This is a genomic window from Aeromonas sp. TS_SC_11 (genome assembly GCF_057318915.1).
In genome coordinates this window covers 3,095,448-3,121,497 of sequence record NZ_CM170470.1, presented here as the reverse complement: position 1 = coordinate 3,121,497, position 26,050 = coordinate 3,095,448, and the positions used below count along the sequence as shown (strand labels likewise).

Below are 26,050 nucleotides of genomic sequence, written 5' to 3'. Positions count from 1 at the left end.
TACACCGAATTTCCTGCGTTTATTCCTGTACACAGATAGTCACAAACGGGTCGCTCGGCGGTTGGCCGAGAAAGGTACTCCACCCCAGGCGCGCGCTCTGCTCTTCCCCCAATCGCAACCCCCTGGCCTGCTCCTGGCCAAAGCCGAGTCGCAGATCCCAGGCCAATTGGTCACGCAGGATGAAGGAGACAAAGGTCACCAGCGCATGGAAGTGTTCCCCGTTCGGGAGAAAACCGAGAAACTGGCCAAAACTCAGGTCATTGATCTTCAATAAAAACTTGCCCGCACAATCGTTCACCTTGTCACCGATGACGAAGTCGCCGCCCAACGTGGCGCAAGCTCCGCCCAGCCGGTTTTGCTGATCCTGATGGATGGGTACCTTGCGCCACTGCCAGGCACTCACTTCCACATCCGCCAGATCGAAACAGTGCGCCACCAGACCGGCCACCACCTCGGGCGAGCGGCTGGGGCTGGCCAACATGCCTGCATAAGAGAGCATCTTGGCGCGATTGACCGGCAGGCTCTGGCAGACGGCCTCATTGCCCAGCCCCACCAGGGCAAACATCAGGCGGGAGAAACCATCCTCGCCGTTGTCCTGAAAGCGCACGTGATAGCGATACTTGCGCCAGATCCTGTGCAGCAGCGTCAGCAGGCGGTGGTGAAAGAAGTCCAGAAACAACCCGAGCTTCTGCTCCCCTTGCGCGTACTCCCACGCCAACGAATCCAGGTAATAACCGGGCATGGGTGACTGGCTGCCGTGCAAGCCGAGAAACGCTACTTCAAGCGCATGGCGACCCTTGCCATCGCGACCCACCTGCAATACATCGCTGGTGGGAAAACCCAGGGACGCGGTCGCCTTGAAGCGGATATTTTCGTCACTCGGCAAATGATCGAGGCCGCGCTCCTGATCGGCACCGTCCAGCCGGTTGAGCAGTTCAACCAGCTGGAAGAAATTGAAACGGGGCGCGTCCCTGGTGGAGGTCACATCAGGGAGTGCTGACCGATCTGGACTGGCCATTGATAGCGCTCCTTGTTGTCGAGATTGACCACCTCCAGCAGGTGGAAAGCATTGACGCTGGCATACAGGGAGAAAAAGTGAGCCAGCACGGTGCTGAAGAGATAAAGCTCCCCTTCGCTGCCAAAGGCGGATTGGCGAATGGAGAGTACCGACTTGAGCCCCCGCACCGGCATGCCGCGCACCAGCCTGTCCACCGGTTTGGTCTCGATCTCCTCAATCCCCGCCAGTCGCTTGCGCGATGCCTGTTCTGCCTGCTTGTCATGGAGTGCGGGGAAGTCATAGGTGCGCAGTACTTGCACCAGGGCATCCCGACGCAGCAGAGAGACATAGTTGAGCGACAGATTGGAGATGAGGGTCCAGTGCAGACTGCCATCCAGCGCCGGACGCAGCGGCCGGGTCGGCCGGATCAAGTTGCGAAAGGTGGCAAACGAAGGCGAGCTGCCGGTGGGCACACAAATGCTGCCAGCCTTGAGACGGGCAGCTCGGGAGCGGTTGGTGCACGTCAGCGTGACCGAAATGGATTCGTCCAGCTCAACCGTGGTGGTCTCATCCCCGCGTACAAACGAGAGGTTGTGCTCGAAGCCATCGCCGCTGACCGACTCTTTGACCCGCACCCGGTAATAGAGTGCCAACCTGTGCTTGGCCCGTTCGATCTGGTGCTGAAAACTTTCAAACGGCTGGTAGATACGCGGCGTACCGCGGGAGCGTCCCAGGTTGCCTTCCACCCAGCCCTCGACCTGATCCACCGAGAAAATTTCGAAACTGTCCGCATGGCGATAACTCGCCTTGAGGGGATATTCCGCCTGACGGCCATTGAGGTTGACCGGCTCACTGTCGTGCTGGAACAGGTTGATGGCCGGCACACAGTTGAGCATGAAGGAGTCGGGCCGGATCTTGAGCTCCGCAGGCAAGGGCTTGTCGAAACAGAAATGGAGCTTGAATTCGCTCACCGGCAAGGGTTGTTTCGGCCAATCGCCGCCGCTGAGTTCAAAGAAGAGAAAGCTTTCCGGGAAGCAGAAATACTCCTGCAAGATCCGGTAGCCGGAATAGACATTGTTCGGATAAGGAAGGAGCGCGTCGTCGCGCTCGAAACCGACCGATTTCAGTGCCTTGGCTTCCTGGCGAAAGCGCTTGCCATCGATCTCCAGCTCGATATGGGAGAGCTGGTTGGCGAGCCAGAAATAGAGCTCATAGGCGGTATAGCTGTCGCCACCGAGGAAGAAACGCAGCTTGTCCAGCTGCAACTCGCAGAGCGGCAAGGGAGCATGCAGGGCAATATCCAGCGAGATGGTGGAGAGATCGTTACCACTTTGCGCCGAGATATGGCGGATATCTGCCGGATAGACCCAGGCATCGTGACAGGTCTGAAAGTGACAGGTCACCTCGTCGATGGGCAGGCTGTCGAGCTGACACCCCTGCTTGACCAGCGCCGGTTGGGCGATGGCCCCCGGAATAACCGAAAACTGCATTATGGTCATGCTGGGTACGGGACGCAGATAGTTGGGCCAGAGCATATTGAGCAGACCATGGGTCAGCTCGGGAAACTCATCCTCGATCTTGGCGCGCAGATTGCCGGTGAGAAACGCGAAGCCTTCCAGCAAGCGCTCCACATCCGGATCAGTATTTTGCTCCGACAGGAAACGGGTGAGCTCGGGATAGGTGTCGGCAAATTCGCGCCCTTGCAGGCGCAAAAAAGCCAATTCATCCCTGAAGTAATGTTCCAGCGACATTGATCAGACCATGCGGTAGTGACGGTGACTGTCCATATGGACGTTGAACGAGGTGACCTGCTCGATATGCTCCAGCCTCACGTGAGCCGTCACCTGAAACGACATCTCAAGCGGACTCGCCTGATAGTCGGGTGACCGTACATCCACATGAATGATCCGAGGTTCATAACGACGGATGCACTGCCGGATCGCCTCACGGATCCGCCCCTTGATATCCGCACTGCCCTGAGTAGCGTCATTGAGATCAATGACGCCAAGATCAGGAGCACTGCGGCAATTGCCGGGACGAGTATTGAGAACCTGTTCGAGCTGCCGTTTGACAGATGCGATCAGTTCCTCAGACTCCGTGCGGGGGGAAGAGCTCAGCCCCTCCCCCCGGATACGATCAAACAGACTGGCCGCATTTCCTCTATCCCAGGAAGAGAGATACGGCATCGGGCATTATTCCTTGTCCAGTCGACCTACCAGAGACAGCTCGAAGCTGGCTCCCATGTACTTGAAGTGCGGACGCACAGCCATGGCAACCTGGTACCAACCCGGCTCCCCTTCCACGTCCAGCACCTTGATCTGGGCGGCACGCAATGGGCGACGGCTGCGCACCTCTGCCGGCGGGTTCTCCTGATCCGCGACGAACTGCTTGATCCAGCCGTTCAGTTCACGCTCCAGATCCTGACGCTCTTTCCAGGAGCCGATCTGCTCGCGCTGCAGCACTTTGATGTAGTGCGCCAGGCGGTTGATGATGAACATGTAGGGCAGCTGGGTACCCAGCTTGTAGTTGGTCTCAGCTTCCCGGCCTTCCTTGGTATTGGGGAATACCTTGGGTTTTTGCACCGAGTTGGCAGAGAAGAAGGCTGCATTGTCGCTGTCTTTACGCATGGTCAGAGTGATGAAACCCTCTTCTGACAGCTCATATTCGCGACGATCGGTGATGAGCACTTCGGTCGGGATCTTGGCTTGCAGCTGACCCATGGCCTCGTAGACATGTACCGGCAGATCGTGGATGGCACCACCGCTCTGCGGACCGATAATGTTCGGACACCAGCGATACTTGGCAAAGCTGTCGGTCAGGGAGGTGCCCATCAGATACGCGGTATTGCCCCACAGGTAGTGGTCGTGATCCGAGCTGATGTCTTCCTGATAGTTGAAACCCTTGATCGGATTCTCGGTCGGATCGTACGGCAGACGCGCCAGAAAACGCGGTGCGGTCAGCCCCAGATAGCGGGCATCTTCCGATTCGCGCAGTGCGCGCCACTTGGTGTAGGACGGGCCTTCGAAGACAGACTTGAGATCCTTGATGGAGGACAAGTCCGTGAAGTTGTCGACCCCAAAGAAGGCGGGTGCAACCGAGGAGATAAAGGGGGCATGCGCCATGGCGCCAACGGCACTGACATACTGCATCAACTTGATGTCGGGTGAGCTGTGGGTGAAAGCATAATCACCTATCACGGCACCGACGGGCTGGCCACCGAACTGGCCATAACCACTGGAATAAACATGCTTGTAGAGGCCGGACTGGGTGATCTCGGGGGAGAACTCGAAATCTTCCAGCAACTCTTCCTTGGTCGCATGCAGCACCTGGATCTTGATGTTTTCACGAAAATCGGTGCGATCCACCAGCAACTTGAGTGAACGCCAGGAAGATTCCATCTCCTGCAATTCTTTGGCGTGCAGGATGACGTCCATCTGTTTGCTCAGCTTCTTGTCGAGTTCGACAATCATGCTGTCTACCAGCGCCTTGTTGACAGGATCGCTGGTGGTACCGTTATCAAGAATATTGGCGATCAAGGCGGCAACGCCTTGTTTGGCAACACTGTAACCCTCATCAACCGGGCTGATACGGGCCTGCGCCATGATTTCGTCCAGCAAGGACGGGGAGGCGGTATTGGCCCCCGCTTGAACCTGTTCTTCGACCAAAGACATGTTGTTTTCCTTTCTCGTCAATCAATCCAACCTACCGATCACTCGGCAGGCTTAATCAAATCCAGCTCCTTGAGCAGTTGCTCACGAGCTTCATCACTGGACAGCAGATCCTGCAAACGATTGCGGAAGGAGGGAATATTTCCCAGCGGTCCCTTCAGGGCAACCAGCGCCTCACGCAGTTCCAGCAGCGTGCGCAGTTCGGGTACCTGCTGGGCCACGCTGTCAGGGGTGAAGTCATCCAGTGACTGGATCTTGATCGAAACCGGCATCTCCTCCTGGCTGTTCTCCTCCAGGCGGTTGGGAACGTAAAAATTCAGTTCCAGTGCAGATTTTTTCATGACGGAAGAAAAGTTGTTCTTGTCGATGGAGACGGTCTGACGCTCCTCGATAGGGGTTTCTTCGGTACGGCCTTTCATATTGCCTACCACCATCATGGTCAGCGGAAGTTCAACTTCTCCCTGCTGCCCACCGGTTGCCGGCACATATTTGATATTGATGCGTTCTTTGGGCGCAACTGTGGCGCCATCGATACTCTTTCCCATGCTCTAAATACCAAGTTGTGGATCTGCCAAGACCCAAAAGCTTATAGCCGATGGATTAACCAACAACTGTCAAAAATGACAGTTGACTGTGTTGCTGAATAGCGACACGCGACTCCATAGGCCGACTGATATGTTTTTGATATAAAAAGAGCAGAGACCCTAATAATCAAAAACACAATATACACCTTGTTATCTATACAACCCGATTATGCCTCTGCTCTTTGTCAGAGGTCATGTTGGCTTAAAGTGCCAATTGCGGCGAATGGTATATTCATCCATTCAGAAACGTCAATAAGACATGATTAAAATAAAATATTTACGTTAAAAAACAAATACTTATGCTCCATCCATGAAAAAACAAAAAATATTAAAACCTGCATGCAAGATGAAACAAAAGATATTCGAGATGACTATTATAAAAGAACATCCAATAAAGCAATGACGACGCGACAGGTATTGACGCCAAGCACCTACTGCTGCGTCAACCCTTGTCACATACGTTCATTCACTCATTTTAAAACTCATCTGACACAGGAATTACCAATGGAAGGGTAAAAAGATACGTTCAAACAAAATGAATATAATAAGAGGTGATACTCAACACCCAGATGACAGGCATATGATTTACAACGCTTTTAATAAAAAATTCATTCGTTTAAATCGCGCCTTTCAACTTAACGAACCAGTGCTGCGCCAGTTTCTGACCGGTACTCTTCTCTTTTTCTGTCATCCCCTTTTCCAGCTCATCGCGCGCCTTGGTTGCATCACTATTACCATCCGTTGCAGCAAGCAAGTACCATGCATAAGCATGCAATCTATTGCGTGGTGCTCCCCACCCTTGCTCACGCATTATCCCCATACGATATTGCGCGTTTCTGTGATTGGCATTGGCTGCCAGTCGATACTGCTGCAGTGCCTGACTGTAGTCCTCCTTTCCGCCCAACCCCAGTCGTAGCATCTCGGCATAAGCGTACCGGGCATCGACATTGCCTTGTTGGGCTGCCTGCGCAAAACTCTGACGGGCTGAGGCCAGCTCCCCCCGTTCTTGTTGCAGCTCCGCCAATGCAACTTGTGCCTGACTGAACCCTCCCTGGGCCGCCAGCGTCAACCAATGCTCACGTGAAACAACATCGGTCTGCAGCAAGCTCAACTGATATTCAGCCTCATGGGAACCACGACCAGCCGCCAGCTCCAGCCAATATCGACCCAGCGCAAGATCCTGCGCTACCAGATCGCCGGCCTGATAGGCCAATCCCAACCACAACTGTGCTGGCGCCGAACCCGCGTTAGCCGCACGCTGATAGGCAGTAAATGCCTCTGCCGAACTTGCTTGGCGAGCAAGCACCAGCAAGGCGTCCGGTTGTTGCTGGGCGGCAGCCTTCTCAAACCAGCGCTGGGCAATATCGGAGCGCTTGTTTACCCCCTTCCCCTGCTCGTAACGCAGCCCGAGTTGGTACTGAGCGTCACGATTGCCCTGCTCGGCCGCTTTTTCCAGCCATTTGATGGCCTCTGTATCGGCACCGGACTGCTTGGCATACCACTGCCCCAGGATCAGTTGCGCTTGGGCATGATCCTGTTTGGCCGCCTGTTCGAACCAGTCGAGACACTCGCTGACCAATTTGCCTTTATGGTGGAGCTGGCAATCCATCCCCAGCTGATAACTGGCCTCACGATTACCCAGTTTGGCCGCACGTTGCCACCAGTCATTGGCCAACGTTGGGCTCTTCGGCTCACCCAGGCCGGACTGATACCAGCGACCCACCTGCAACGCCGCTTCACCACGAATATTGCTATCCGCCGCCAAGGGGCCAGATTGCTGCGCCGCCTGCTTCATCCAGCGCATCGCCTCGGGATAATCAGGCTTGGCCGCCAAACGCTTGGCCAGTTCATACTGGGCTTTGCCATGGCCCTGTTGGGCTGTTTGAGATAGCTCTGACTCAGTGAGTGATGTAGTTGTGGTACAAGCGGTTAACCAGCTGCTCGCCAGTGCAAGCCATAAAATTCGATGGTTCATGGTTTCTATCTACGATAAGTGAAATTAATGGATTGATGGACGATGGCCATTTCAGAGGTTTATCAAATCGCCCAGCCCACGATGCGGCAAGCATGCAAGTCGAGCACAGCGGCGGGGAAATACTAACGACTAGCGGCCCAGACGTAGGTGATATCACCACACTTGATTGGGTCGCAGAACATCAAATTCTCGCGCCAACAGATTGAGAATATCCAGTCGTTCAGACCGGGCGACCTGATAGCGATGAGCGCCCGGTTGTTTGGATATCAGCCCTGCTTCCTTCATCAGACTGCGCACTTTGAATCGGACAGTCTGATGTCCCAACTCCCGCATCATTGATATCAAGGCACTGCTGACCACTGAGCTCCGGCTTTCTTTGAAAAAACGACGCAACTCGCTTTGTGGCGGCATCCGCTTACGGTTAATCGTCCACTTTCGAGCCAGATAGTCATAAAGACAGTCATTTGGCACATCGAAAACACAGCAGACCGCGTGGTGGGGTTTGCTCCCTTAATTGGTCAGCGCGCACGTATGGATTCGTCCGCCAGCAAGAGAGCAGTAGCTTTTTTAGAATGCCATTTTCGCGTTCAAGCCGGTTGATGCGGGCTTCCAGCTGCTGGATTCTCCACTGCTCTGGAGTCAGAGCCTGCTAATAGGGGCTGTGCCACTTCATTCGGATTGAAGCTGCTGCCCCATCGGCGAAGTACGGTTTCACCGACATCCAATGAACGACTAGCGTCGGGACTGAATACCCTTGACCGAGCCGGCTTCCAGTTTGAACTCGGCAGTAAATGAACGACGTAATCTTGTCATTGAACGCCTCAGGTTATGATAGCGACTGTACCACCTAAATGGTGTCCGGGATGATTAGACCACTACATACACCGCTATCAGAAAATATAAAGACACCAACATCTTTATATAAACACCTCCCTCAATTTATAATTATCATATTTATCTATAATATCTTTGGCTAACTCATCAAGGCTTTTTTCATCTAGAGCCACCTCATCTTTATGAAATTTGAAATTTCTAGTGAAATCTACAGCACCGTTACAATAAGCGACTTTTAGAATCAGGTATTCACCATTATCATACAAGGAGTAAAACCAATTTTTTTTTGCAATTAGCTTCATTGTACTATTTCCCCTGTCTTTAGATTTGTTATTATGAAATCGCTTCTTTTAAGGCCGTCAGTTGATATAACAGCTTCACTTTTTCCTGTCGGTAGCTTTCCACCTGGAATCCATTGTGAGTTTGCACCCCACTCATTACCAGAGGGAATCTGTAAACCTAGTTTTTTAGGGTTATGGAAGTCTATTCTTAATAGAACGTCACCTTGCAGCTGCTCTGGGGGGATGCCAAGTTGCTTTGCTATCTCATTCATATTTCCATCTGATTGTGAAATGACATTATCTATATCACCTTTAGTGCTAACAAATTCAGATTTCATTGTGTCAGGTTTGCCCAACCCATATTCATGGTAATCTGATGCTTTCATGATTCGTGAGGCGCCATTATCAAACTGAGCTAGGTGCGTATCAATATATGCTCTAGGTAAATAAACCTCCGGGGAAGGTCTCTCCCCTTTAGGAGTATTTAAGATTTCATCAAATTTACGTTGAGATAATGGTACCCCATCTGGCACTGTTGACATAGGCGGGCACTGCCCGGGGACATTGCTTAACCCCAGCGGATCCACCCAACCGATCGGGTTGGGGGCATACTGGTAGTTGTTGAGCCCGCCAGCCAAGCCTATCGGGTCGGGGGTGATAAATCTACCCGTTTCAGGTTGGTAGTAGCGGTGACGGTTGTAGTGCAACCCTGTCTCAGCATCATAATACTGACCTTGGAAACGCAAGGGAGTTGCCACCTCAGCAACCTCCTCCCGCCACACATTGCCATAAGCGCGATAACGCACCTGCCAGGCTGTCGCCCCATTGTCGCGGGTCAGCGCCAGCGGGGTGCCGAGATGATCCAGCTGATAGTGGAAAACCTCTGCATCCTGCCCCTCTCCTTCCAGTTGCACCAATGGCTTGAAGCTGCCCGGCTGGTAGATAAAGCTGCGGTATCCGCCATCGCGACGGCTCTCGGCAATCAGGTTGTTGGCCTGCCACAAAAACTCGGTAACCTGTTCGCCAGATGGCCCTTTATGCCCGCTGACTGTTTTACGAATCCTGCGGCCAAAGGCGTCGTAGTCATAGCGGGCTATGCTGCCATCGGGTAACTCGGCCCGAATAAGTTGATGCTGACAGTCGTAGTGATAGCGGGTGACCAACGACTGGCCTTTGCCACGTCGCTCTACTGCCAGTCGGCCAAATTCGTCGTACTCAAAATGGCGAGCGCCACTAAACAGCAGCCGGTTGCCCTGAGTACGCGCCCCATCAAACTGGCTCCCCAGGGTCTGGCTCAACAGATTGCCCGCCGGATCGTGCAGGAACCGTTCGGTCAGTTCACCGCGCACCTCCAGCAACCGATCCAGCGGGTCGTAGCGGTAGTGCTGCTCCCCTTGTACGCTGTCATTGATCTGCAGCAGGTTACCTGTGCTGTCATAGCCGTAACGTCGCTCACGGGCTACCTGCTTGCCCCGCTGCACACGCATCGCGGTCAGGCGCCCCTGCTCGTCATATTCATATTGCTGGGTCAGCGCCCCCTGGCTGCGGCGCATCTCGAGCCCGCCCACCATCTGGTGGCGGGTCAGCTCGCTCCCATTAAGATCGATGCCGCTTAATGTGCCGTGCTGATAGAGGTAATCGAGCTGATTGCCATCCGGCAACTGCCAATGAACAAGCTGCCCCATGGCATCGTGCTTGAAATAGCTGGAAGCCCAGCCCTGGTGCTCCGCTACCAGATTGCCGCCGGTGTCATATTCAAAGGCCAATGGCCAAGCGCCATCATCAACCTGAGTCAACTGGCCATATTGGTCATAGCTGAACTGAATTTCACGACCATCTGGCAGGCATTTTTTGAGCAGGCGCCCCATAGCATCCCGCTCATAGCGAGTCACCAGCTCGGTCTCCTGCTTGCCCTGCTCCATCTTCTCGCTCAGATGACCATTGAGGTCGTAGCGATAGGCGATGGTGCGGCCATCAAAGCCGGTTTCTCGCGCAACCAGACCATTGGGGTAGTAGTGGATGCGATGCTGCTCGCCGTGCTCGTTTTCGACTTCGCTCAGGAACAACTTGGCGTTGTCATAGCGATACTTGAGCTCGCTGCCATCGGGATTGATGCGACGACTTATCAGATGCAGGCCGGGGTGATATTCATAGCGGGTCTCGCGGCCCAGCTCATCCCACTCGGCCGTCACCTTGCCATAGGCGTTGTATTCGAAACGACGGGTACCACCACCAGGCAGGTGTACCACCTGCAAACGGTCGGCGGCATCCCACTCATAACGGGTGATGCCACCACGCGGATCGCGTCGCACGATCTGACGACCACGCTCGTCATAACGCCAACGAGTTAGCGCACCATCGGCCCCCTTCTCCTCGATCAGCTGTCCCTGGCGATTCCAGACAAGTTCGACACGACTGCCATCCGGTTGTACGACCGAACAGAGTTTGCCTTGTGCGGTATAGCCGTAACGAGTCTCACGACCTAGGGGGTCTCTTTTTGTGACCACATTCCCATACTCGTCGCGATCGAAACGCCACTCACGATCCCCTTGCACCACCTTGCGGACACGCCCATCCCAATAGTGATAGGCTGTCTGACTGCCATCCGGAGCTACTTCGAATGCCAGCAATCCTTGCTCGTTGTAGTGGTAGTGGGTTTCGCCACCGAGTGCATCACGGGCCAATACCTTCTGACCCTTGTCGTTGTAGCCAAACTCGGTGACTGCACCGTCAGGATCCTGCTTTCGAACGAGGCGAGCATTGCTGTCATGCTGATACACTTCCAGGCTACCATCCGCATTGCTGACGCTCACCTCCCCCCTGGCATCATCCCAACGATAGCTGACATCAAAACGGGCGACGTCACTCCAGTGTCGGGTTGCTCGGGCAACACGCCCCTCTCCTTCCCACTCCCAGAAGAAACCGGCTCCACCCGCGAGACGGCGCTCCAGGATCACTCCATCAGGGCGGTAACGGTAGCGCTCGCACTCACCCACCCCGTTTTCGGCGGTGACCAGATGCCCGGCCTCGTCATAGTAATAACGTTGCAGCGTGGCTTGTGGCTGCCAGTTAATCCCATCGAAATGGTGCAATTCAACGGCAGTAAGAAAGGCTTTTTGATAGACAATCCGAAGAGCCATCCCGGCATCGTTCTCAACCCAGCAGGGGCGACCTTGACGGTCAGGACGAACGATCAGCCGATTGCCATAGACGTCAGACATAGCAGTCAATCGCCCGGCGTTGCCATGCCAGGTGAAATGCAGGAAGGGAGACCCTGCCTTGGCAACGATCACCTCGTCTACCTCATCTCCCAGATAGACAGCTGCTTCTGACAGCAAATTGGTTACCACTGGTCTGGCTAGCGATGGCAAGGGCAACTCGATGGCAAGGGACTCATCATCCCACCAGGTCAGCGTTTCGCCATGGCGTTCAAGCCGATGGGCCAAAGAGTGGCTCCACCCTCCCCCCATGCCACATGCTTGCTCTACCGCTGAGGTTCGGTAAAGGCGACCGAAGGTAAACGGCAACATGCCGGGCAGATGTGCATCTTCCAGCGTCAGCAACTCCTCCCCTGTCACCATGGAAACCGGGCAGTTATTCTTGCAGGTCTGCGCTTCCGGCTGATGGGCTTGGCCGGATGGTGTCTTGGCTTGCTTGGAGACATCAGGTGTTGTTTTGAGTTGCTCTATCTCGGAGTGAGACCGGAATTGGCGCTTGGCAGCAGTGCCCTTCTCAACCAGGGTTTTGGCACTGCCATCCACCAGCTTGAGATCGGCCTTCTTGGCCGGATTAAACTTGGCCGATCCGGCAATCAATACTTTCTTGGCTGTCTGGGCATGTTGCGCCAGATTATGTTTTTTGGAGAGGTTGACCAGCGAGGTCACCAGGCGCATCACCCTATCGCTGTTCTTGGCAGCGGAGGCAGCTTTGGCACCATAGCGGGCAGCAAGCCCGGCTCCCCCCGTCAGCACAACGCCAATAATGACGTCGATCAGTACGGAGGAAATCACCTGGGCACCAAACTCGGTCTGCTGATCCGGCGGCAACATCTTGACCCAGCTCACCAGAGCATAGGCATAGAGATAGAGCAGCGCTTCATCCTGTAGCACCAGCATGGCTGCCTCCATCTGAGAGGCGCCGGCCTGGGCCATGGCTGCGGCATCGACGCCAAATTCAGCCAGCTTTTTGGCATTGCCCACCGGATCGGCCAGCAGGTTGTAGATGGTGTTGAGATCGTCCCACACCCCGACGAGTGCCTTGCCAATGCCGCTGGCGGCAGCCAGGGTATGACTGCCAAATCCGCCACCTGCTGCGTTATAACGACTCCAGGCGGCTTTGTGTTCGCTGTTCCACTCCTTGGTTAGCCAGGCTTCGAGGTCTTTTTGTACCGGAACATAGGATGCAAACAAGGCATCAAGATCGCTTTTTTTCACATTGGGGTAAAAGGTCACCCGATAGGACTTGCCCGGTGCAAGGTTGCCAACTTCAGCAATCCCCTTGGCATCCAGCGTTCCCTCCTTGGCTACTGCTTCACTGACAAAGCGCCCACGAACCATCTTGCCCGCTTCCACCTTGTAAGGGGTATCGCCAATGGGAATGAAGCGCACGGACTCAAACATGTGAACCAGCCGCAGGGTGCCGCTCAGTGGGCACTGAGCCACAACGGATTGTGCCTTTTTGCTACCCGATGAAGCCGTTATGGTCTTGTCGCCGACCTTGATGGTCTGCTCCATATCCATGCTGAGCATATCGCCAAGAAAGAAGCTCTCGGCATCCTTGCGATACTCTTTCAAAGCATTGCGATAATCAGCGATCACCTGGGTGAAGACGGCCTGGCCGGCATTACTCATACTTGAACCTCTTTGCACAACGCGGCTTCCAGCGCCGGAAATAAATCGATATCAGGAGATGGATGACGGGCGATGAAACGGGCAACCTTGAACCGTAAATTGGCCTCGGGAAAGGACCAGTAGAGCTGGCCATTTTGGTCGGCCAACTGCTGCATCAGGTTGTTGACAAGGGGGCTGGTATCTCGCGTTGCCAACATGGCAGCCAGGGTCTGCGGCAGGCTCCACCAAGGAAATGGGCGTGGCACTTCGGGAGTAGAACTCTCCCAGCTGAAAGCCTGGCCACTGACCCACAGTGAACTTAGCTCGGGCAATAGATGGGTAAAACTATCCCCAAGCTGCTCAACAATGGGGGCAAGGTAGGCACCATCCCAGTAGCGAAAGAACACTGTCTCACCTTGATGCCAGATCTGGGTAAGTCCCTGCAAATGGGCATAGAGGGTATGAACAGATTGTGCTGTCGACAGCAAAAATCCCCAGTCGCGGGCATCTGTATTGGCAGCCCATTCGATAAAGGCGCTCCCCTCATCCAATTCAACCAGATAGGGCATAACAGGATGCCAATCCTCATAGGCAGTGCCGAGATACAAACCACGGGGAGTACTGCGACCATCCAGCTGATAATAATGCTGCACAGGGGCAGCATCACTGGCACCTGCCAAGACGGCATACAGGGGGGTCAATCGAGGTAGTGCAACCCATTCGGCTAATGACATGGCCTCAGATTTCACAGCTGCCCTCCTTGCACTTCTCGCACTCTTCGCAGAAAGGAGCCGCACTCTTCATTGTGGCAAGCTGGGCTGGGCTAAGGGGTACCTTGGGGGGGGGAGGCACAGCAACACCGTGGGGACCAATAGGGGATTTTCCCGCCCAGCCAGCACCTGAACCAGGGCTGCCACCCGAGTTCATCTTGATGGTGGGGCCGACCAGAGTAACGCCGCCACCATCGACCTTGATAAAACAGCCGCCCACCTTGACGGTGATCTCAGAACCCGCCTCCAATACCACTTTGGCGCCGGCCTTGACGTGCACTTCCTGCCCTGCCTGGGTGAGCCAGCTCTGCCCCAGCTTCTGGTGCATGGAAGCATCGACGGTCAGCGACAGGTCACCCTTGATATGGTCCCGCTTCTCCCCCTCCACGCTCAAATGGTCGTTGGCCTTGATGCGGGTCACGCGCTCGTTGTCGATATCGGTGTGCTGGTCATGCTTGATGTGCCAGGCCGCATCATTTTCGATGAGCACGTTCAGGTCTTTCTGACCGTGGATGTAAATCTCTTCCTGCCCCACCTGGTCTTCAAAACGCAATTCGTTGAAGCCCTCACCCTGGTGGGTTTCGGTGCGCAGCACTGTGCGGGTCTTGTTGGCGGGCAAGTCGTAGGGCGGCCGGTTGGTGGCGTGGAAGGTACGACCGGTGACGATTGGCTGGTCCGGGTCCCCTTCCAAAAATGAAACGATAACTTCGTGGCCGATGCGCGGAATCGCCATCATGCCGTATTGGCCACCCGCCCATCCCTGACTCACCCGCACCCAGCAGGAACTCTGGTCGTTGGAGCTGCCATATCTGTCCCACGGGAATTGCAGCTTCACCCGGCCATGTTCGTCGCAGTAAATCTCCTCCCCCTCGGGGCCCACCACAATGGCGATTTGCGGGCCATCCACCATGGGCTTGTGCGGCGCTTGTGGGCTGCCAATGCGGGCACGCCAGGTGGTCGCAGCTTTGACCACCCCAAACTCGTTGTGGTAGACGGTCGGACCGCTGCCCCCCTCCTCTTCCAGCGCCTGTGGCTGCAAGCCGGTATGGCTGATGCGCACGATTTGCCAGTCGGCATTGAGGCTGCCGTTCGGGTGCTCGGTCAGCGAGAAAAACTGCCCCGGCAGCAGGGCTGCACTATTGGATTTGCCGCTGCCCGCCACTGCGTCATTGCGCAGCGCATCGAGCCTGTGCTGGGCAAACGCTTTGCCGCTCGGGTCCTGCTTGTAGCGACCGGGAAAATCAAAGTGCTGGTAAGTATCGCGCTGGTGCTCCAGCTCGCTGCCCTGTTTCTTGTGGGAGAGTCCGTAGGCCGGGGTCTTGAAGCTGTAGTCCTTGAGCTCCACATCGCTGGGCCGTACCGCTTCCCGGTAGTGGAACTGGCGCACATATGGCCCTTGTTCCAAGGAGCGGTTGCCCAGGTTGAAGAAGAGCTCGGGGCCGGCTGTTAATGCAGCCGCGTCGTCGGCAAACACGATGCGGTGTTTGCCCGCATCGAATTCATGGAAATAGAAGAGCCCCTCTTCGGCGGCGAGCCGGTTGACGAACGCAAGGTCGGTCTCGCGATACTGAACGCAGTATTCCCGCTTGGCGTGCTCGTTTTTCAGCGCAAAGGCGTAGTCGGTAATGCCGTGCTCTTGCAGCAGGATGGACAGGATTTCATCAGGTTTCTGCGCCTGAAAGATACGGGAATTGTGACGAAGCGAAAGCCGCCACAACGCCGGCTGCACCATGAGCTGATAGCGGGTGCGGCGAAAACCGCTGTCCCCTTGCGCAAAGTCACTCACTACCCCGCACACCCGCCGCTGCAACTCGCCGTTGTACCACACCAGGAGCTCGCACGGCTGGTCCAGCACATCGGCAAAGTCGACATCCGGCTGGGGGCTGGCCAATTCCAACCGCAACTGGAACGGGCTGTTCAGCGCCTCTTCCAGCGCAAACTCGGCCACCACGAAAGTGCTCCCGGGCAGCGCCCCTACCTTGACGGTAAATTGTAATCCTGTGCTGTCTGCCATCGGTGAGCGCCTCTGAGATATGGTGCAGCCCCGTACATTCGGGGGCTTTTCAAACTGTGTGAGAGATCCGCCATCGCCCTGGTTTTTCTGACACCATGGCTACCGCACGCCCTTGACGGCGTGCGACAAGACGTGAATTCGGTTTTTTTCTTGTACCCACTCGCAAAGAGCAAACGGGTACAAGAAAACTTCGGGGCGGTGCAGAACGGGGGAGTAGAAGACAGTCGGCGAGATATCCTCAAATGGATGCTCGTCAATCGCGCAGATAGCAAAGGGCACCGCAAGCAGTGCCCCTTTGTATCAACTTACGCTTCGCTGGGTGCGCGCCAGTCGTCAGAGCCGGAGGTACCGGCGACCGTGTGTTCCCAGTCAATCTTGCGGTAGGCCAGAGAGACCTGGATCAGCTGGGTGAAGTCAGACTTCGCCGGGTCCTGGCAGTGGGGCATCTGGCAGTCGATATCGACGATGGTGGCATCGGTCAGCACGGTAGAGAAAAAGTGCTCCTGCTTGCCTTCCACGGAAGTGCGATACCACTTCAGGGTCACTTTCGGCAGCATTTCACCGGAGGCCAAGGCGTTGTACATCAGCGGTACGGCCTTGTTCAGGGCAACGGTGAATTTGAACGGCTTGTGGACACGCTGACCAGCCGGCTGACCAGATTGCGGGTCAGTCGGTACGGTCACAACGTGTTGGAACTCTTGTACCAGCATCTCGTCTTCGTGACCTTGCACGAAGATGTTGCCGACGGAATCGGAGGTGAAGGCACTCGCGGTGATGTTGCCCTGGGTTTTACCTTCGATGCTGATATAACATGGAGTTGGCATGTGTATGCTCCTGATTGGTTGAACGGTAATGACACTCGACCGAAACCATTAGCAGTGACCATGCCAAACATTTTTATTTATAAAAAACAAATACTTACTAAAAACTCAGTTCTAAACCCTCCCAAAAAGAGCGCAATAAGTTGCGCAACTGGCATATAACACTACCAAAAGTTGCATACCCAGCATTTAGAACCAAAATTAAAGCAATGCTTTGCTCATAATGATACTTAACCCCGTTAGGCAAGTGACAGCGTCTTGTGGCTGACCTTCCCACTGAGCTATCAATTAGTAGGAGAGCAGTAGCTGAGGTAATCCACTGATGACGCATACGAACAAGGTTCTGGCAATGATGACTACCAGATCACCCGATGCGATCAAGGTAATGAAGAGGCTAGGCGAATAGCTGAACCGATATGGGATCGAATGGCTGCCATGGAAAAACAAAACCCCCGGACAATCAGATTGCCTGGGGGTTTGCTGCATGTCAGTGATAACGAGATCTGTACACATATCACGTTCGAACTGGACAGTCCGTCAAACGGGCATAAAGAAAAGGGCCTGTCTTGCGACAGGCCCTTTTCTTTTAGTTGGCGGTGAGGGAGGGATTCGAACCCTCGATACGTTGCCGTATACACACTTTCCAGGCGTGCTCCTTCAGCCACTCGGACACCTCACCAAATCTTTACTTCTTTGAAGTGGCTTTCGGAGCACGCTACGCGTGCTTTCTTGCCGACTTCATCGGTGGGCAGCCATTCTGACATCCCACCAAATTTTTTCTCACACTTTCAGGTGCCTGAGCTGCACCATTGCTTGCGGACCATGCCACAGCGACGGGGCGTAATGTAAGGGATGCATTGTGTTGGGGTCAATGCAATTTTGCGGTTTTCAATCTGTTTGCTCAAGAACCGAGCCAACTGCGCAAAATCTTGCCACCTCTGCATCCCATACCATCAACTGGCGGCCTGTTCGTGACTCTGCTCGCCTTTCAATGCCTCTTCCAGAGAGCCATAAAACTCCAACTGACCCGGCACAGGGCGCACTTTGGCACGCGCCAATGTCTTCAACGGCTGAAACTGCAACTCGGCCACCCGCAGCTCCACTCCGGCCTTGGCCATCTGCTTTTCAAACTGCAGGAAAGCAGAGAGTCCCCCGGCATCCAGGATGGAGACAGCCTCCATCTGCAATACCAGCAGCTTGTGCCCCTGAACCTGAGCCACCAGCTCGCCAAAGACACGCTCTGCTGCCGCAAAAAACAGCGGGCCGTTGATCTTGTAAAGCAAGGCATTCGCCGGTACTTCGTCGGCATAGCGCTTGTGATCGGCCAAATCGTGCAGCTTGGTCATCTTGGCAATTTCACGCATGAACAACAGCGACGCCAGGATCACCCCGAAGGTAATGGCAATGACCATGTCGAAGATGACGGTCAGCGACAAACACACCACCAACACCAGCACATCGGATTTGGGGGCGCGGCGCACAAGCTCCACCACCTTGTGTGCCTCACTCATGTTCCAGGCCACGATCAGCAACAGCGCGGCCATGGCCGAGAGCGGCAACCAGGAGAGCCAGGGTGCCAGCACCAGAATGGCGGCCAGTACCACAAGCGCATGCACTATGCTGGAAACCGGCGAGGTGGCACCCGCCCGTACGTTGGCGGCGGAACGGGCAATGGCCGCCGTTGCCGTGATACCACCGAAGAAAGGCGCCAATATGTTGCCCAGCCCCTGCCCCACCAGCTCGGCATTGGAGCTGTGCTTGCGACCCGTCATGCCATCGAGTACCACGGCGCAAAGCAACGACTCAATGGCCCCCAGCATGGCCATGGAAAACGCAGCCGGCAGCAAGCGCTCGATGGCCGCCAGGTTCCATTCGACCGGTGAACCATCCGGCCCCGGCAGTGCCCAGGGCATTACCAGAGTCGGCGCTATGGGCGGGATCCCCATGCCTTGTGTGCCATCGGCCAGGGTATAACTGAACTTGCTGCCAATGGTGGCCACATCGACACCAAAGTAATGCAGACCAAACCCCAGCCCCACACCCACCAGCACGGCGGGCAAATGTCCGGGCACCGGCAAGCGCAGCCGTGGCCAGAGCAATAACACGGCCAGGGTAGCAATCCCGACCAGCGTGTCACCCCATTGCCAGCTTGGCAGGGCATGTACCAGCGCCTCTACTTTGCCTATGTAATTTTCCGGCATATCAGGCACCTGGAGCCCGAAGAAGTCCTTGATCTGCAAGGTGGCGATCACGATGGCGATCCCGCCGGTAAAACCCAGGGTCACTGACGGCGGAATGTATTCAATCAGGCGCCCAAGCCGGGCCATCCCCATGGCGACCAGAAAGAAGCCCGAGATCAGGGTCGCCATCAGCAGACCACCGACCCCGAATTGCTGGGCCACCGGGTAGAGGATCACCACGAAGGCGGCGGTCGGCCCCGACACGGAGAAACGGGATCCACCAGTCACGGCAATGACGATACCTGCGATAATGGCGGTATAGAGACCATGTTGCGGTGGCACGCCGCTGGCAATCGCCAGCGCCATGGCCAACGGAATGGCGATGATGCCGACCGTGACGCCGGCGATCAGGTCACGGCCAAAGCGAGGGATGCTATAGGGTTCATCAATACAGGATTGGCGTAAAGCAATGGCCAGCTTCACGCTTTGCAAGGGAGCTTGGTTGTGCATGTATGTCGTAATACCAGAAGAGGGAGATAAAGGCCGGATTGAACCGGCGCCCGATCATCATCAAGGGCCGGCAGAACTGTCGACACGGCGATGGTATCCGGGGCAACCATACTCCAGCCGAGGAAATATTTCGATGGGCAAGATCAATGAATGACCATTACACCGCAAAATAGCGGTTTGTTGCTGGCATATCGCCGATTTTTATCACCATTACGCAGATTTTTCACTTCGCCTGCTAACCAAATGCACACGGCCCGCGGCAGACACTTGTCTACCATCGGGGCGGTTTATGAGGCATGGGTCCTCCCATTCACCCACCCCATTTTTATTGAACGGGCAGGGATGGTTGGCCATCACTGAGCATCCAGAACACAATCCGCCACCAGCGCAAAAAATTGATAACGTGGCCGCCAGAGGCCAATCTCAAGCTGCTGATTGTGCTGAAAATAGTCCACAATGACCAAGTTTTGGACAAACAGGGCGAAATTCCATTTTTTGCGCCGGATCGCGGGTTGACACCCGGTCGACAGGCTATTAATATCCGCACCGTCTCAACAAGACAGGCAATTCCTCCTTAGTTCAGTCGGTAGAACGGCGGACTGTTAATCCGTATGTCACTGGTTCAAGTCCAGTAGGAGGAGCCAATTCCCTCGTAGTTCAGTCGGTAGAACGGCGGACTGTTAATCCGTATGTCACAGGTTCAAGTCCTGTCGAGGGAGCCAAATTTCAAAGCCCAGTCTCAGGACTGGGCTTTTTCATGTCTGCCACATCCTCCACTTACTCACCCTCTTTTCCTCTCCATCACGGCTCGCACCCCATTGCAAAGCTGGCTCTCGCCTCCCGCTCAGGAGACAGATACAAGCAGGTAGCCCTTGGTCACGCGCAGTACTAAAGTGGACGAGGTGAATAACCTGACAACAGAAGCGAGCAATATGATGCACAAAACCATGATTACGGCGGCAGCACTGGCCCTGCTGATCCAGTCCCCTGCCCACGCCATCAGTGCCAAATACCGCCAGCAACTCGAAAACTCCGGCTGCACCCAGGCCTCCGAGTTGCAAGGGTGCGATATCACCAAGAGCAAGGTCGAAAATGCCAAGGCTGGTTTTGGCGAGGCCACCACTCCCGCGGGCACGGAGGCCGCCGCAAACACCACACCCTATGCTGGACAATGGGTGGCAAAAAGCAACGAAGGAGCCACAGTTGCCACCATCCGTATCGATGGCAAAGAGCAGGTTTGGGTCAATGGCAAACAAGTCAAGGCAAAGAGGGCTGACGGTGCACTGCTGTTCAAGCAGGGCACCATCACATTTACCATTCAGGGCGATCGCCGTCTGAAGGGGGAAGATGTCTGGATCGATAGTGATGCGGGCACCAAGGGCCCCATCAATATCGAGTAATAACCGAGGTGCCCGACCCGCAACCGGGCGCCTGTTCTGCATTCTGACGGTATTGCATCAGTACCGAGCGCTTGCCATCTGTGACAGTGGCACATCGACTGTCAGGGCAGGCCCCATCAATGCGACACCTTCTACCGAGCAAGCGGCCATGCAGGCTTTATCAGTAAAACATGCATTCGTCGCCTGACTCAGGCGATAATCAGCCCAATCTCACCCTACTCAGGAGTTCTCATGCGTCGGTTCAACTTTATGCTCAATGGCAGCCGGTTGATGATGTTCCCCTTTTACGTGTGCATTCTGGTATGCGTGGCGCTCTTGATGGTGAAGTTTGCCATGCAGCTCTATACGCTGTGCCGCGACATCATCGACATCCATTATCTTGACCTCATCACAGGGGTGCTGACTCTGGTGGACTTCGTACTGGTGGCGCAGATGCTGATCCTGGTGGCCATCTGCGGCTATGTGCAGTTTATTCAGACTCAGGAGCAGCGCGAGGCGCTCGGCAACAACTGGCTCAGCAAGATCAACTTCGCCTCCCTGAAGCTCATCGTCATCAACTCCCTGGTGACTATCGCCGGGATCGAAGTGCTCAAGGCCTTTCTGGACGATGGCACCGGCAATGAAGTCGAGATGAAGTGGTCAGTCATTGTCTTTTTGGCCTTCTCGGTGGCAGCACTTATCTATGCAATCACAGAAAGGTTGGCAGACCACAAGTAGCCAGCCCTTGTTTTCATTCAGGATTGATTCATCAAGACCAGAATTGATAACTCTTTTCATTACCTTTACCCCATTGTAAACTTGCTCCCCCGGGCTGCATTGCCCGGGCGCTGGAGCACCTATGACAAGCCTTTCTCTCTCACCCCGACACTGCTGGCAGTGGCTGGCCTATCACCATCAGGCCGCCGAGGGCTCCCTCTATCTGATGTTCTTCTCCGGCCTGCTGCTGTGGGAGCCGCTGACCCCGCTCTGGTTCCTGGCTCGCTGGAATCTGTTTCTCCACGTGATGCTTTCGCTCACCCTGTTTCCCCTACTGTTTGGCGCCTTCTGGCTCTCTCATCGCAGCCTGCTGAACAAGAGCCACAAACCCTTCTTGCGGATCACTGGTCGTATCATCGAAGGGCTGCTGCTGGTCTGTCTGGCCAGCGGTCTGCTGCTGCTGCTGCACGGCACCCCGGGCGATGCCATGGGCAGCCTCGCCAGCTGGGCCCACTGGCTGAGCACTTTGGTGTTAACTCCTCTGGTGCTGCGCCACGCCTGGCGCTGGACCATCTTGAAATGGCGCGCCTGATCCCATGTTGAAGTCATCGTTCTGTGCATTTTTGTCACCCCTGCTGGCCCTCCTCCTGCTGCTGGTCAGCCCCTTTGCGTTTTCCCAGCAGATGGGCGCTGGGATGCTCGCCTATGAGGAGGGGCAGAGCCCGCGCCTCGTCACCGCCAACCTGAGCGCAGGCTCGGTCACCCTAGTTGAGCGCGATAGCGGCAAGCGACTCAAGGAGGTGCAGCTGGGGGGCGATCTGCGCCAGATTGCCCGCGCCGATGACGGCACCCTGCTGGTCACCGATTACAGCGGCGATCGCCTGCTGCTGCTGGATGATGATCTCGACCTGGAAAAGGCGATCCCCACCGGCCATAGACCCTATGGGGTCATCTTCGATCCCAAGCGGCAGTGGTTCTGGGTCACGCTGTTCGAATCAGCTCGCCTGCAGGCCTACGACACAACGGGCAACCTCCAGCTGGATACCAAAACCGCCGAGACACCGCGCGGACTGGCGCTGACCGACGATGATCGCCTGCTGCTGACCCACGCTATGACCGGCCAGCTCGCCATCTATGATCTCGCCAAGCTTGGCAACAGCGCCAAGGGCGCCACTCTGCTCAAAACCACCCTGCCAAAACCCAGACTCATCACCCTGGCAGAAACCCACAGCGACACCCCAAGCGACTCTCAGGGATTGCCGCGCCTGCTCGATGGCATCGCCCTCTCCCCCGATGGCAGCGAAGCCTGGCTGCCTCACGTACTGTGGAGCTTTGGCCACCCCTTCCAGTTTCAGAGCACCGTCTTTCCGGCCGTCTCCATCATCGATCTCGATGAGGAGAAAGAGCGGGTCGACGAAAGAAAGCAGCTCTTTTTGCAGATCAATCTGCCAAGCGTCGGCAACCGCAGCCAGATCGTCTCCAACCCCTTTGCCGCGCGCTTCACCGCCGATGGCAAGCGGGTCTATCTGACCCTGGCAGGCTCGGAAGACTTGTTGGTGTTCGACCTCTCCCGTAGCGGCAAATCCAACAGCAATCGTCACAGACGCAAGAAGTTTCAGGGGGGCGCCAAGGCGACCCAGCTCTTGCGTCACCTGCCGGGCCAGAATCCGAGGGATCTACTGATCGATGGCGACCACATTCTGGTGCACAACGCCATGGGGCAGAATCTTACCCGCCTCAATAGCGGCGGCAGCGGCCCGTTTGCCCGGGTCACCGTCGATGTGCCCCACTTTGCCAAGCTGGTAACGACGGATCCGCGCCCCGAACCGCTCAAGCGCGGCGAGCGGCTGTTCAACCTTGGCAACACCGCCGCAAACTCACGCTTCCCCATGGCTGGGGACAACTGGATGAGCTGCAACTCCTGCCATCTGGATGGGTTCAACTTCACCAACCGCCATCTGATGTCGGCCCATCGCCAGAAGAGCGGCGACAACGCCATCAACGGCCACGCCAACCTCACCAACATGGTGGCGGGGGATGTTGTCGGCGAATACCTGCGCATGACCCAGCAGACCCAGGGCGGCATGGGCCATGACACCCGCGATGGCGCCGAGGCGGTTGACCCCGCCAAGCCCCAACCGGAAGTGAAAGCGATGATGGAAGATCTGCACGCCTTCGTCACCGCCGATGGCAACCTCCCCTATCTCGCCAACTGGCTGCGGCTCGATGCCCCGCGCACGGATCCCGCCAAGGCGCCGACCACTCACCCGAAGGAGTGGCTCAACTCCGCCTCCTGCCAGAACTGCCACCAACAGGCGTTCAAGGATTGGAGCGAGAGCAACCATCGGCTGATGGGCAACTCCCACCCCTACTACAAGGTGGTGCAGGCGCTGGCCCGCGAAACCGAAGGGGAAGCGTTCGGCCAGTGGTGTCAGGGCTGCCATATGCCCCAGCAGGTGATGACCGGCCAGATGGATCTGACCAAGGGCTCCCACATGTTCGAGCAGGGCGGCGCCTCACTCATTGCCGCCCACAAGGCTGGCGAACCGGTGGTTGAGGAAGGGACCGGCTGCGTGCTCTGCCATCGCATCACCAAGGTAGAAGACGCGGGCGGCAACAGCGCCTTTACCGTGAATTTGAAAGACCGCGAGAGCTATGTGTTCGAGGATGCCCCGGGGGGGAGCCTCAAGCACTGGCTGGCTGAGCGGCAGATCAATGCCCGTCCGGCGGCCCACAAAGCCTCCTATCAGAAGGATTTCTACCGCGACGCGGCCCTGTGCAAGTCGTGCCACAACGAGTTTGCCCCGGGCACCGGCGCCAATATCGTCAACACCTGGGACGAGTGGGAAAAATCCAGCTTCGCGAACGCGGAGGATCCTGCCAAGCGACGCACCTGCATCGACTGCCATATGAGCCCGGAGCCGGGCAATGGCGGCGCACCGGTGGCGGGCCAGTCCACCGAAAATGGCACCATGAAGACGCGGCTCTACCGCCATAACTTTACCGGCGCCCAGCATCAGCTGGTGGGGCTGCGCAATCCCGACCTTGAGCAGGAGAGCCTGGCCCTGCTGCGCTCCAGTGCTACCCTCTCCGCCCGGATCGAACAGGCTGCCGATAGTCAGCAACTGGTGGTGAGGGTCGCCAATACAGGCGCAGGCCACGCTCTACCCACCGGAGTGGCCGATTTTCGTGAACTCTGGCTGGAGCTGACCGTCACCGACGCCACCGGCAAGCTGGTGCTCAAAAGCGGCCAGCCGGTGGATGGCGCTGTCCCTGAAGATGCGCGGCTATTTAGAAAAGTGTTCGGCGATGCCGAGGGCAAGCCGGTGGGGCTCAAGTTCTGGCGCTACGCCAAGCTCTTGGAAGATACCCGCATTCCGGCCGATGGCTGGCGCGATGAAGCCTGGCCGCTGCCCGCAGATGCCCGGGGGCCCTTCAAGGCCGATATCAAACTCAATTTCCGCACCTACCCCAAGTGGGTCAATGATGCGGTGCGCGCCGCCGAGCCCAGCTTGCCGGAGCCACCCATAGTGCAGCTAAATCGGTTGCAACTTACCTTGCAGCCTTTCCCCGTCACGCCCGCTACGGAGCCTCAATCCTGATGTTTGCAAGTTTTCTCATTACCCTGCGCGAGGGGCTGGAAGCCTTCCTGCTGGTCGGCATCTGCCTCTCCTACCTCGCCAAGCTGGGGGCGAGCCGCTACAACAAGTTCATCTATCTGGGGGTGGGGCTTGGCCTTATCGCCTCCCTGATCGTCGCCTTCCTGTTCCAGGTGGTGGTGAGCCAGTTCGAGAGTGAGCGTTACAACCACCTGCTGATGGCGGGGATCCTGATCTTTGCCACCCTGGTGCTCACCTATATGGCGATCTGGATGCAAAAGCAGGCCAAATCCCAGGTGGGAGCCATGACGGCGCGCATTGATGCGGCCATCGATGGCGGCAACCTGTTTGGTCTGGTGCTGCTCGCCTTCCTGGCCGTGATGCGCGAAGGATTTGAAACCGTGCTCTTCTTCTCCGCCCTGCGCTACTCGGGCCAAGGGGTGGATCTGCAATCCGGCCTGATAGGTGCGCTGGCGGGGCTGCTGGTGTCGGTAGCATTGGTGTGGGGACTGCTGCGCTCCACCCGCAAGGTGGCGCTGGCCCCCTTCTTCCGCTGGACCGGGCTGCTGATCATCATCATAGCCGCCGGCTTGCTCTCCTCTGCCGTCAACATGTTGCAGGCAGCGGACATCATCACCTTCTGGACCACGCCGGTATTCAACATCAGCCACATTCTCGACGATCAGGGGGTATTTGGTACCTTCCTGCGCGCCCTGTTTGGCTACAATGCCTCACCGGCCGGCCTGCAGCTGCTGACTTGGGCCCTCTATCTGGCAATTTTCGTCACCCTCTGGCAGCGCAGCTATCGGCCGCAAGTGAGCTCCGCGCCCAGCAAGGGCTGAGTCCTCACCCCCTGCGGTGACAATATCATTCGGGGACCGCGCCTTGGCGC

General features: G+C 56.3%; 17 protein-coding genes, 3 tRNA genes and 1 pseudogene. 7 read left to right on the top strand and 14 right to left on the bottom strand.

The window, feature by feature from the left end:
• Window positions 1-19: 19 nt before the first annotated feature.
• From tssG to dauA, 14 genes and pseudogenes are all read right to left on the bottom strand, one after another.
• On the bottom strand, window positions 20-1,018 hold the full coding sequence (gene tssG / locus AC1P02_RS14565) for a type VI secretion system baseplate subunit TssG (protein WP_485182530.1): 999 nt from the start codon (window positions 1,016-1,018) through the stop codon (window positions 20-22).
• Window positions 982-2,748 carry a type VI secretion system baseplate subunit TssF gene (tssF, locus tag AC1P02_RS14560; RefSeq protein ID WP_159166139.1) on the bottom strand — a complete coding sequence of 589 codons (1,767 nt, stop codon included), beginning with the start codon at window positions 2,746-2,748 and terminating at the stop codon, window positions 982-984. The genes tssG and tssF overlap by 37 nt, the downstream gene beginning before the upstream one ends.
• Before the next feature lie 3 nt (window positions 2,749-2,751).
• On the bottom strand, window positions 2,752-3,183 hold the full coding sequence (gene tssE / locus AC1P02_RS14555; protein ID WP_087755878.1) for a type VI secretion system baseplate subunit TssE: 432 nt from the start codon (window positions 3,181-3,183) through the stop codon (window positions 2,752-2,754).
• A 6-nt stretch (window positions 3,184-3,189) separates the two neighbouring features.
• The gene (gene tssC, locus AC1P02_RS14550; RefSeq protein ID WP_256688174.1) at window positions 3,190-4,668 is read right to left on the bottom strand and encodes a type VI secretion system contractile sheath large subunit; all 1,479 of its coding nucleotides are present in this window, start codon (window positions 4,666-4,668) and stop codon (window positions 3,190-3,192) included.
• Between the two features lie 38 nt (window positions 4,669-4,706).
• The gene (gene tssB, locus AC1P02_RS14545) at window positions 4,707-5,210 is read right to left on the bottom strand and encodes a type VI secretion system contractile sheath small subunit (RefSeq protein ID WP_485182529.1); all 504 of its coding nucleotides are present in this window, start codon (window positions 5,208-5,210) and stop codon (window positions 4,707-4,709) included.
• A 655-nt stretch (window positions 5,211-5,865) separates the two neighbouring features.
• Window positions 5,866-7,224, bottom strand: coding sequence for a tetratricopeptide repeat protein (locus AC1P02_RS14540; protein ID WP_485182528.1), 1,359 nt, complete (start codon window positions 7,222-7,224; stop codon window positions 5,866-5,868).
• Between the two features lie 125 nt (window positions 7,225-7,349).
• A pseudogene (locus tag AC1P02_RS14535) lies at window positions 7,350-8,037 on the bottom strand (transposase); the annotation flags it as partial.
• Between the two features lie 104 nt (window positions 8,038-8,141).
• Entirely contained in the window at window positions 8,142-8,360 is a 219-nt protein-coding gene (locus AC1P02_RS14530; RefSeq protein ID WP_485182527.1) for a hypothetical protein, read from the bottom strand.
• Window positions 8,357-13,189 (bottom strand): RHS repeat-associated core domain-containing protein, encoded by a 4,833-nt coding sequence (locus tag AC1P02_RS14525; RefSeq protein WP_485182526.1) that lies wholly within the window; start codon window positions 13,187-13,189, stop codon window positions 8,357-8,359. The genes AC1P02_RS14530 and AC1P02_RS14525 overlap by 4 nt, the downstream gene beginning before the upstream one ends.
• On the bottom strand, window positions 13,186-13,917 hold the full coding sequence (locus AC1P02_RS14520; protein WP_485182525.1) for a DUF4123 domain-containing protein: 732 nt from the start codon (window positions 13,915-13,917) through the stop codon (window positions 13,186-13,188). The genes AC1P02_RS14525 and AC1P02_RS14520 overlap by 4 nt, the downstream gene beginning before the upstream one ends.
• Entirely contained in the window at window positions 13,907-15,952 is a 2,046-nt protein-coding gene (locus AC1P02_RS14515) for a type VI secretion system Vgr family protein (protein ID WP_485182524.1), read from the bottom strand. Before AC1P02_RS14515 ends, AC1P02_RS14520 begins: the two co-directional genes overlap by 11 nt.
• A gap of 305 nt (window positions 15,953-16,257) precedes the next feature.
• Window positions 16,258-16,776 carry a type VI secretion system effector Hcp1 gene (gene hcp1, locus AC1P02_RS14510; protein WP_021140316.1) on the bottom strand — a complete coding sequence of 173 codons (519 nt, stop codon included), beginning with the start codon at window positions 16,774-16,776 and terminating at the stop codon, window positions 16,258-16,260.
• 588 nt (window positions 16,777-17,364) lie between these two features.
• A tRNA-Ser gene (locus AC1P02_RS14505) sits at window positions 17,365-17,452 on the bottom strand.
• 274 nt (window positions 17,453-17,726) lie between these two features.
• Window positions 17,727-19,463, bottom strand: coding sequence for a C4-dicarboxylic acid transporter DauA (dauA, locus tag AC1P02_RS14500; RefSeq protein ID WP_058394667.1), 1,737 nt, complete (start codon window positions 19,461-19,463; stop codon window positions 17,727-17,729).
• A 568-nt stretch (window positions 19,464-20,031) separates the two neighbouring features.
• On the opposite strand from dauA, the gene AC1P02_RS14495 reads away from it, so the two are divergent.
• The 7 genes from AC1P02_RS14495 to AC1P02_RS14465 all read left to right on the top strand — a co-directional run bounded on the left by AC1P02_RS14495 (window position 20,032) and on the right by AC1P02_RS14465 (window position 26,000).
• A tRNA-Asn gene (locus AC1P02_RS14495) sits at window positions 20,032-20,107 on the top strand.
• A gap of 2 nt (window positions 20,108-20,109) precedes the next feature.
• Window positions 20,110-20,185 (top strand) — tRNA-Asn (locus tag AC1P02_RS14490).
• A gap of 213 nt (window positions 20,186-20,398) precedes the next feature.
• Window positions 20,399-20,863, top strand: coding sequence for a hypothetical protein (locus AC1P02_RS14485; protein WP_485185460.1), 465 nt, complete (start codon window positions 20,399-20,401; stop codon window positions 20,861-20,863).
• A gap of 231 nt (window positions 20,864-21,094) precedes the next feature.
• Window positions 21,095-21,580, top strand: a complete 486-nt coding sequence (locus tag AC1P02_RS14480) for a YqhA family protein (RefSeq protein ID WP_005310510.1) — start codon at window positions 21,095-21,097, stop codon at window positions 21,578-21,580.
• 121 nt (window positions 21,581-21,701) lie between these two features.
• Window positions 21,702-22,151 carry a hypothetical protein gene (locus tag AC1P02_RS14475; protein WP_429235195.1) on the top strand — a complete coding sequence of 150 codons (450 nt, stop codon included), beginning with the start codon at window positions 21,702-21,704 and terminating at the stop codon, window positions 22,149-22,151.
• A 4-nt stretch (window positions 22,152-22,155) separates the two neighbouring features.
• Window positions 22,156-25,161, top strand: coding sequence for a YncE family protein (locus tag AC1P02_RS14470; protein ID WP_485182523.1), 3,006 nt, complete (start codon window positions 22,156-22,158; stop codon window positions 25,159-25,161).
• Window positions 25,161-26,000: an FTR1 family iron permease gene (locus tag AC1P02_RS14465; RefSeq protein ID WP_485182522.1), complete on the top strand. Its 840-nt coding sequence runs from the start codon at window positions 25,161-25,163 to the stop codon at window positions 25,998-26,000. The genes AC1P02_RS14470 and AC1P02_RS14465 overlap by 1 nt, the downstream gene beginning before the upstream one ends.
• Window positions 26,001-26,050 lie beyond the last annotated feature (50 nt).

What these genes read in the sequence shown, in the direction of transcription:
- AC1P02_RS14530 (WP_485182527.1), bottom strand. Translation starts at nt 8,360, where the DNA reads ATGAAGCTAATTGCAAAAAAAAATTGGTTTTACTCCTTGTATGATAAT.
- tssB (WP_485182529.1), bottom strand. Translation starts at nt 5,210, where the DNA reads ATGGGAAAGAGTATCGATGGCGCCACAGTTGCGCCCAAAGAACGCATC.
- AC1P02_RS14485 (WP_485185460.1), top strand. Translation starts at nt 20,399, where the DNA reads ATGCACAAAACCATGATTACGGCGGCAGCACTGGCCCTGCTGATCCAG.
- dauA (WP_058394667.1), bottom strand. Translation starts at nt 19,463, where the DNA reads ATGCACAACCAAGCTCCCTTGCAAAGCGTGAAGCTGGCCATTGCTTTA.
- AC1P02_RS14470 (WP_485182523.1), top strand. Translation starts at nt 22,156, where the DNA reads ATGTTGAAGTCATCGTTCTGTGCATTTTTGTCACCCCTGCTGGCCCTC.
- tssF (WP_159166139.1), bottom strand. Translation starts at nt 2,748, where the DNA reads ATGTCGCTGGAACATTACTTCAGGGATGAATTGGCTTTTTTGCGCCTG.
- tssG (WP_485182530.1), bottom strand. Translation starts at nt 1,018, where the DNA reads ATGGCCAGTCCAGATCGGTCAGCACTCCCTGATGTGACCTCCACCAGG.
- hcp1 (WP_021140316.1), bottom strand. Translation starts at nt 16,776, where the DNA reads ATGCCAACTCCATGTTATATCAGCATCGAAGGTAAAACCCAGGGCAAC.
- AC1P02_RS14465 (WP_485182522.1), top strand. Translation starts at nt 25,161, where the DNA reads ATGTTTGCAAGTTTTCTCATTACCCTGCGCGAGGGGCTGGAAGCCTTC.
- AC1P02_RS14525 (WP_485182526.1), bottom strand. Translation starts at nt 13,189, where the DNA reads ATGAGTAATGCCGGCCAGGCCGTCTTCACCCAGGTGATCGCTGATTAT.
- tssE (WP_087755878.1), bottom strand. Translation starts at nt 3,183, where the DNA reads ATGCCGTATCTCTCTTCCTGGGATAGAGGAAATGCGGCCAGTCTGTTT.
- AC1P02_RS14515 (WP_485182524.1), bottom strand. Translation starts at nt 15,952, where the DNA reads ATGGCAGACAGCACAGGATTACAATTTACCGTCAAGGTAGGGGCGCTG.
- tssC (WP_256688174.1), bottom strand. Translation starts at nt 4,668, where the DNA reads ATGTCTTTGGTCGAAGAACAGGTTCAAGCGGGGGCCAATACCGCCTCC.
- AC1P02_RS14480 (WP_005310510.1), top strand. Translation starts at nt 21,095, where the DNA reads ATGCGTCGGTTCAACTTTATGCTCAATGGCAGCCGGTTGATGATGTTC.
- AC1P02_RS14475 (WP_429235195.1), top strand. Translation starts at nt 21,702, where the DNA reads ATGACAAGCCTTTCTCTCTCACCCCGACACTGCTGGCAGTGGCTGGCC.
- AC1P02_RS14540 (WP_485182528.1), bottom strand. Translation starts at nt 7,224, where the DNA reads ATGAACCATCGAATTTTATGGCTTGCACTGGCGAGCAGCTGGTTAACC.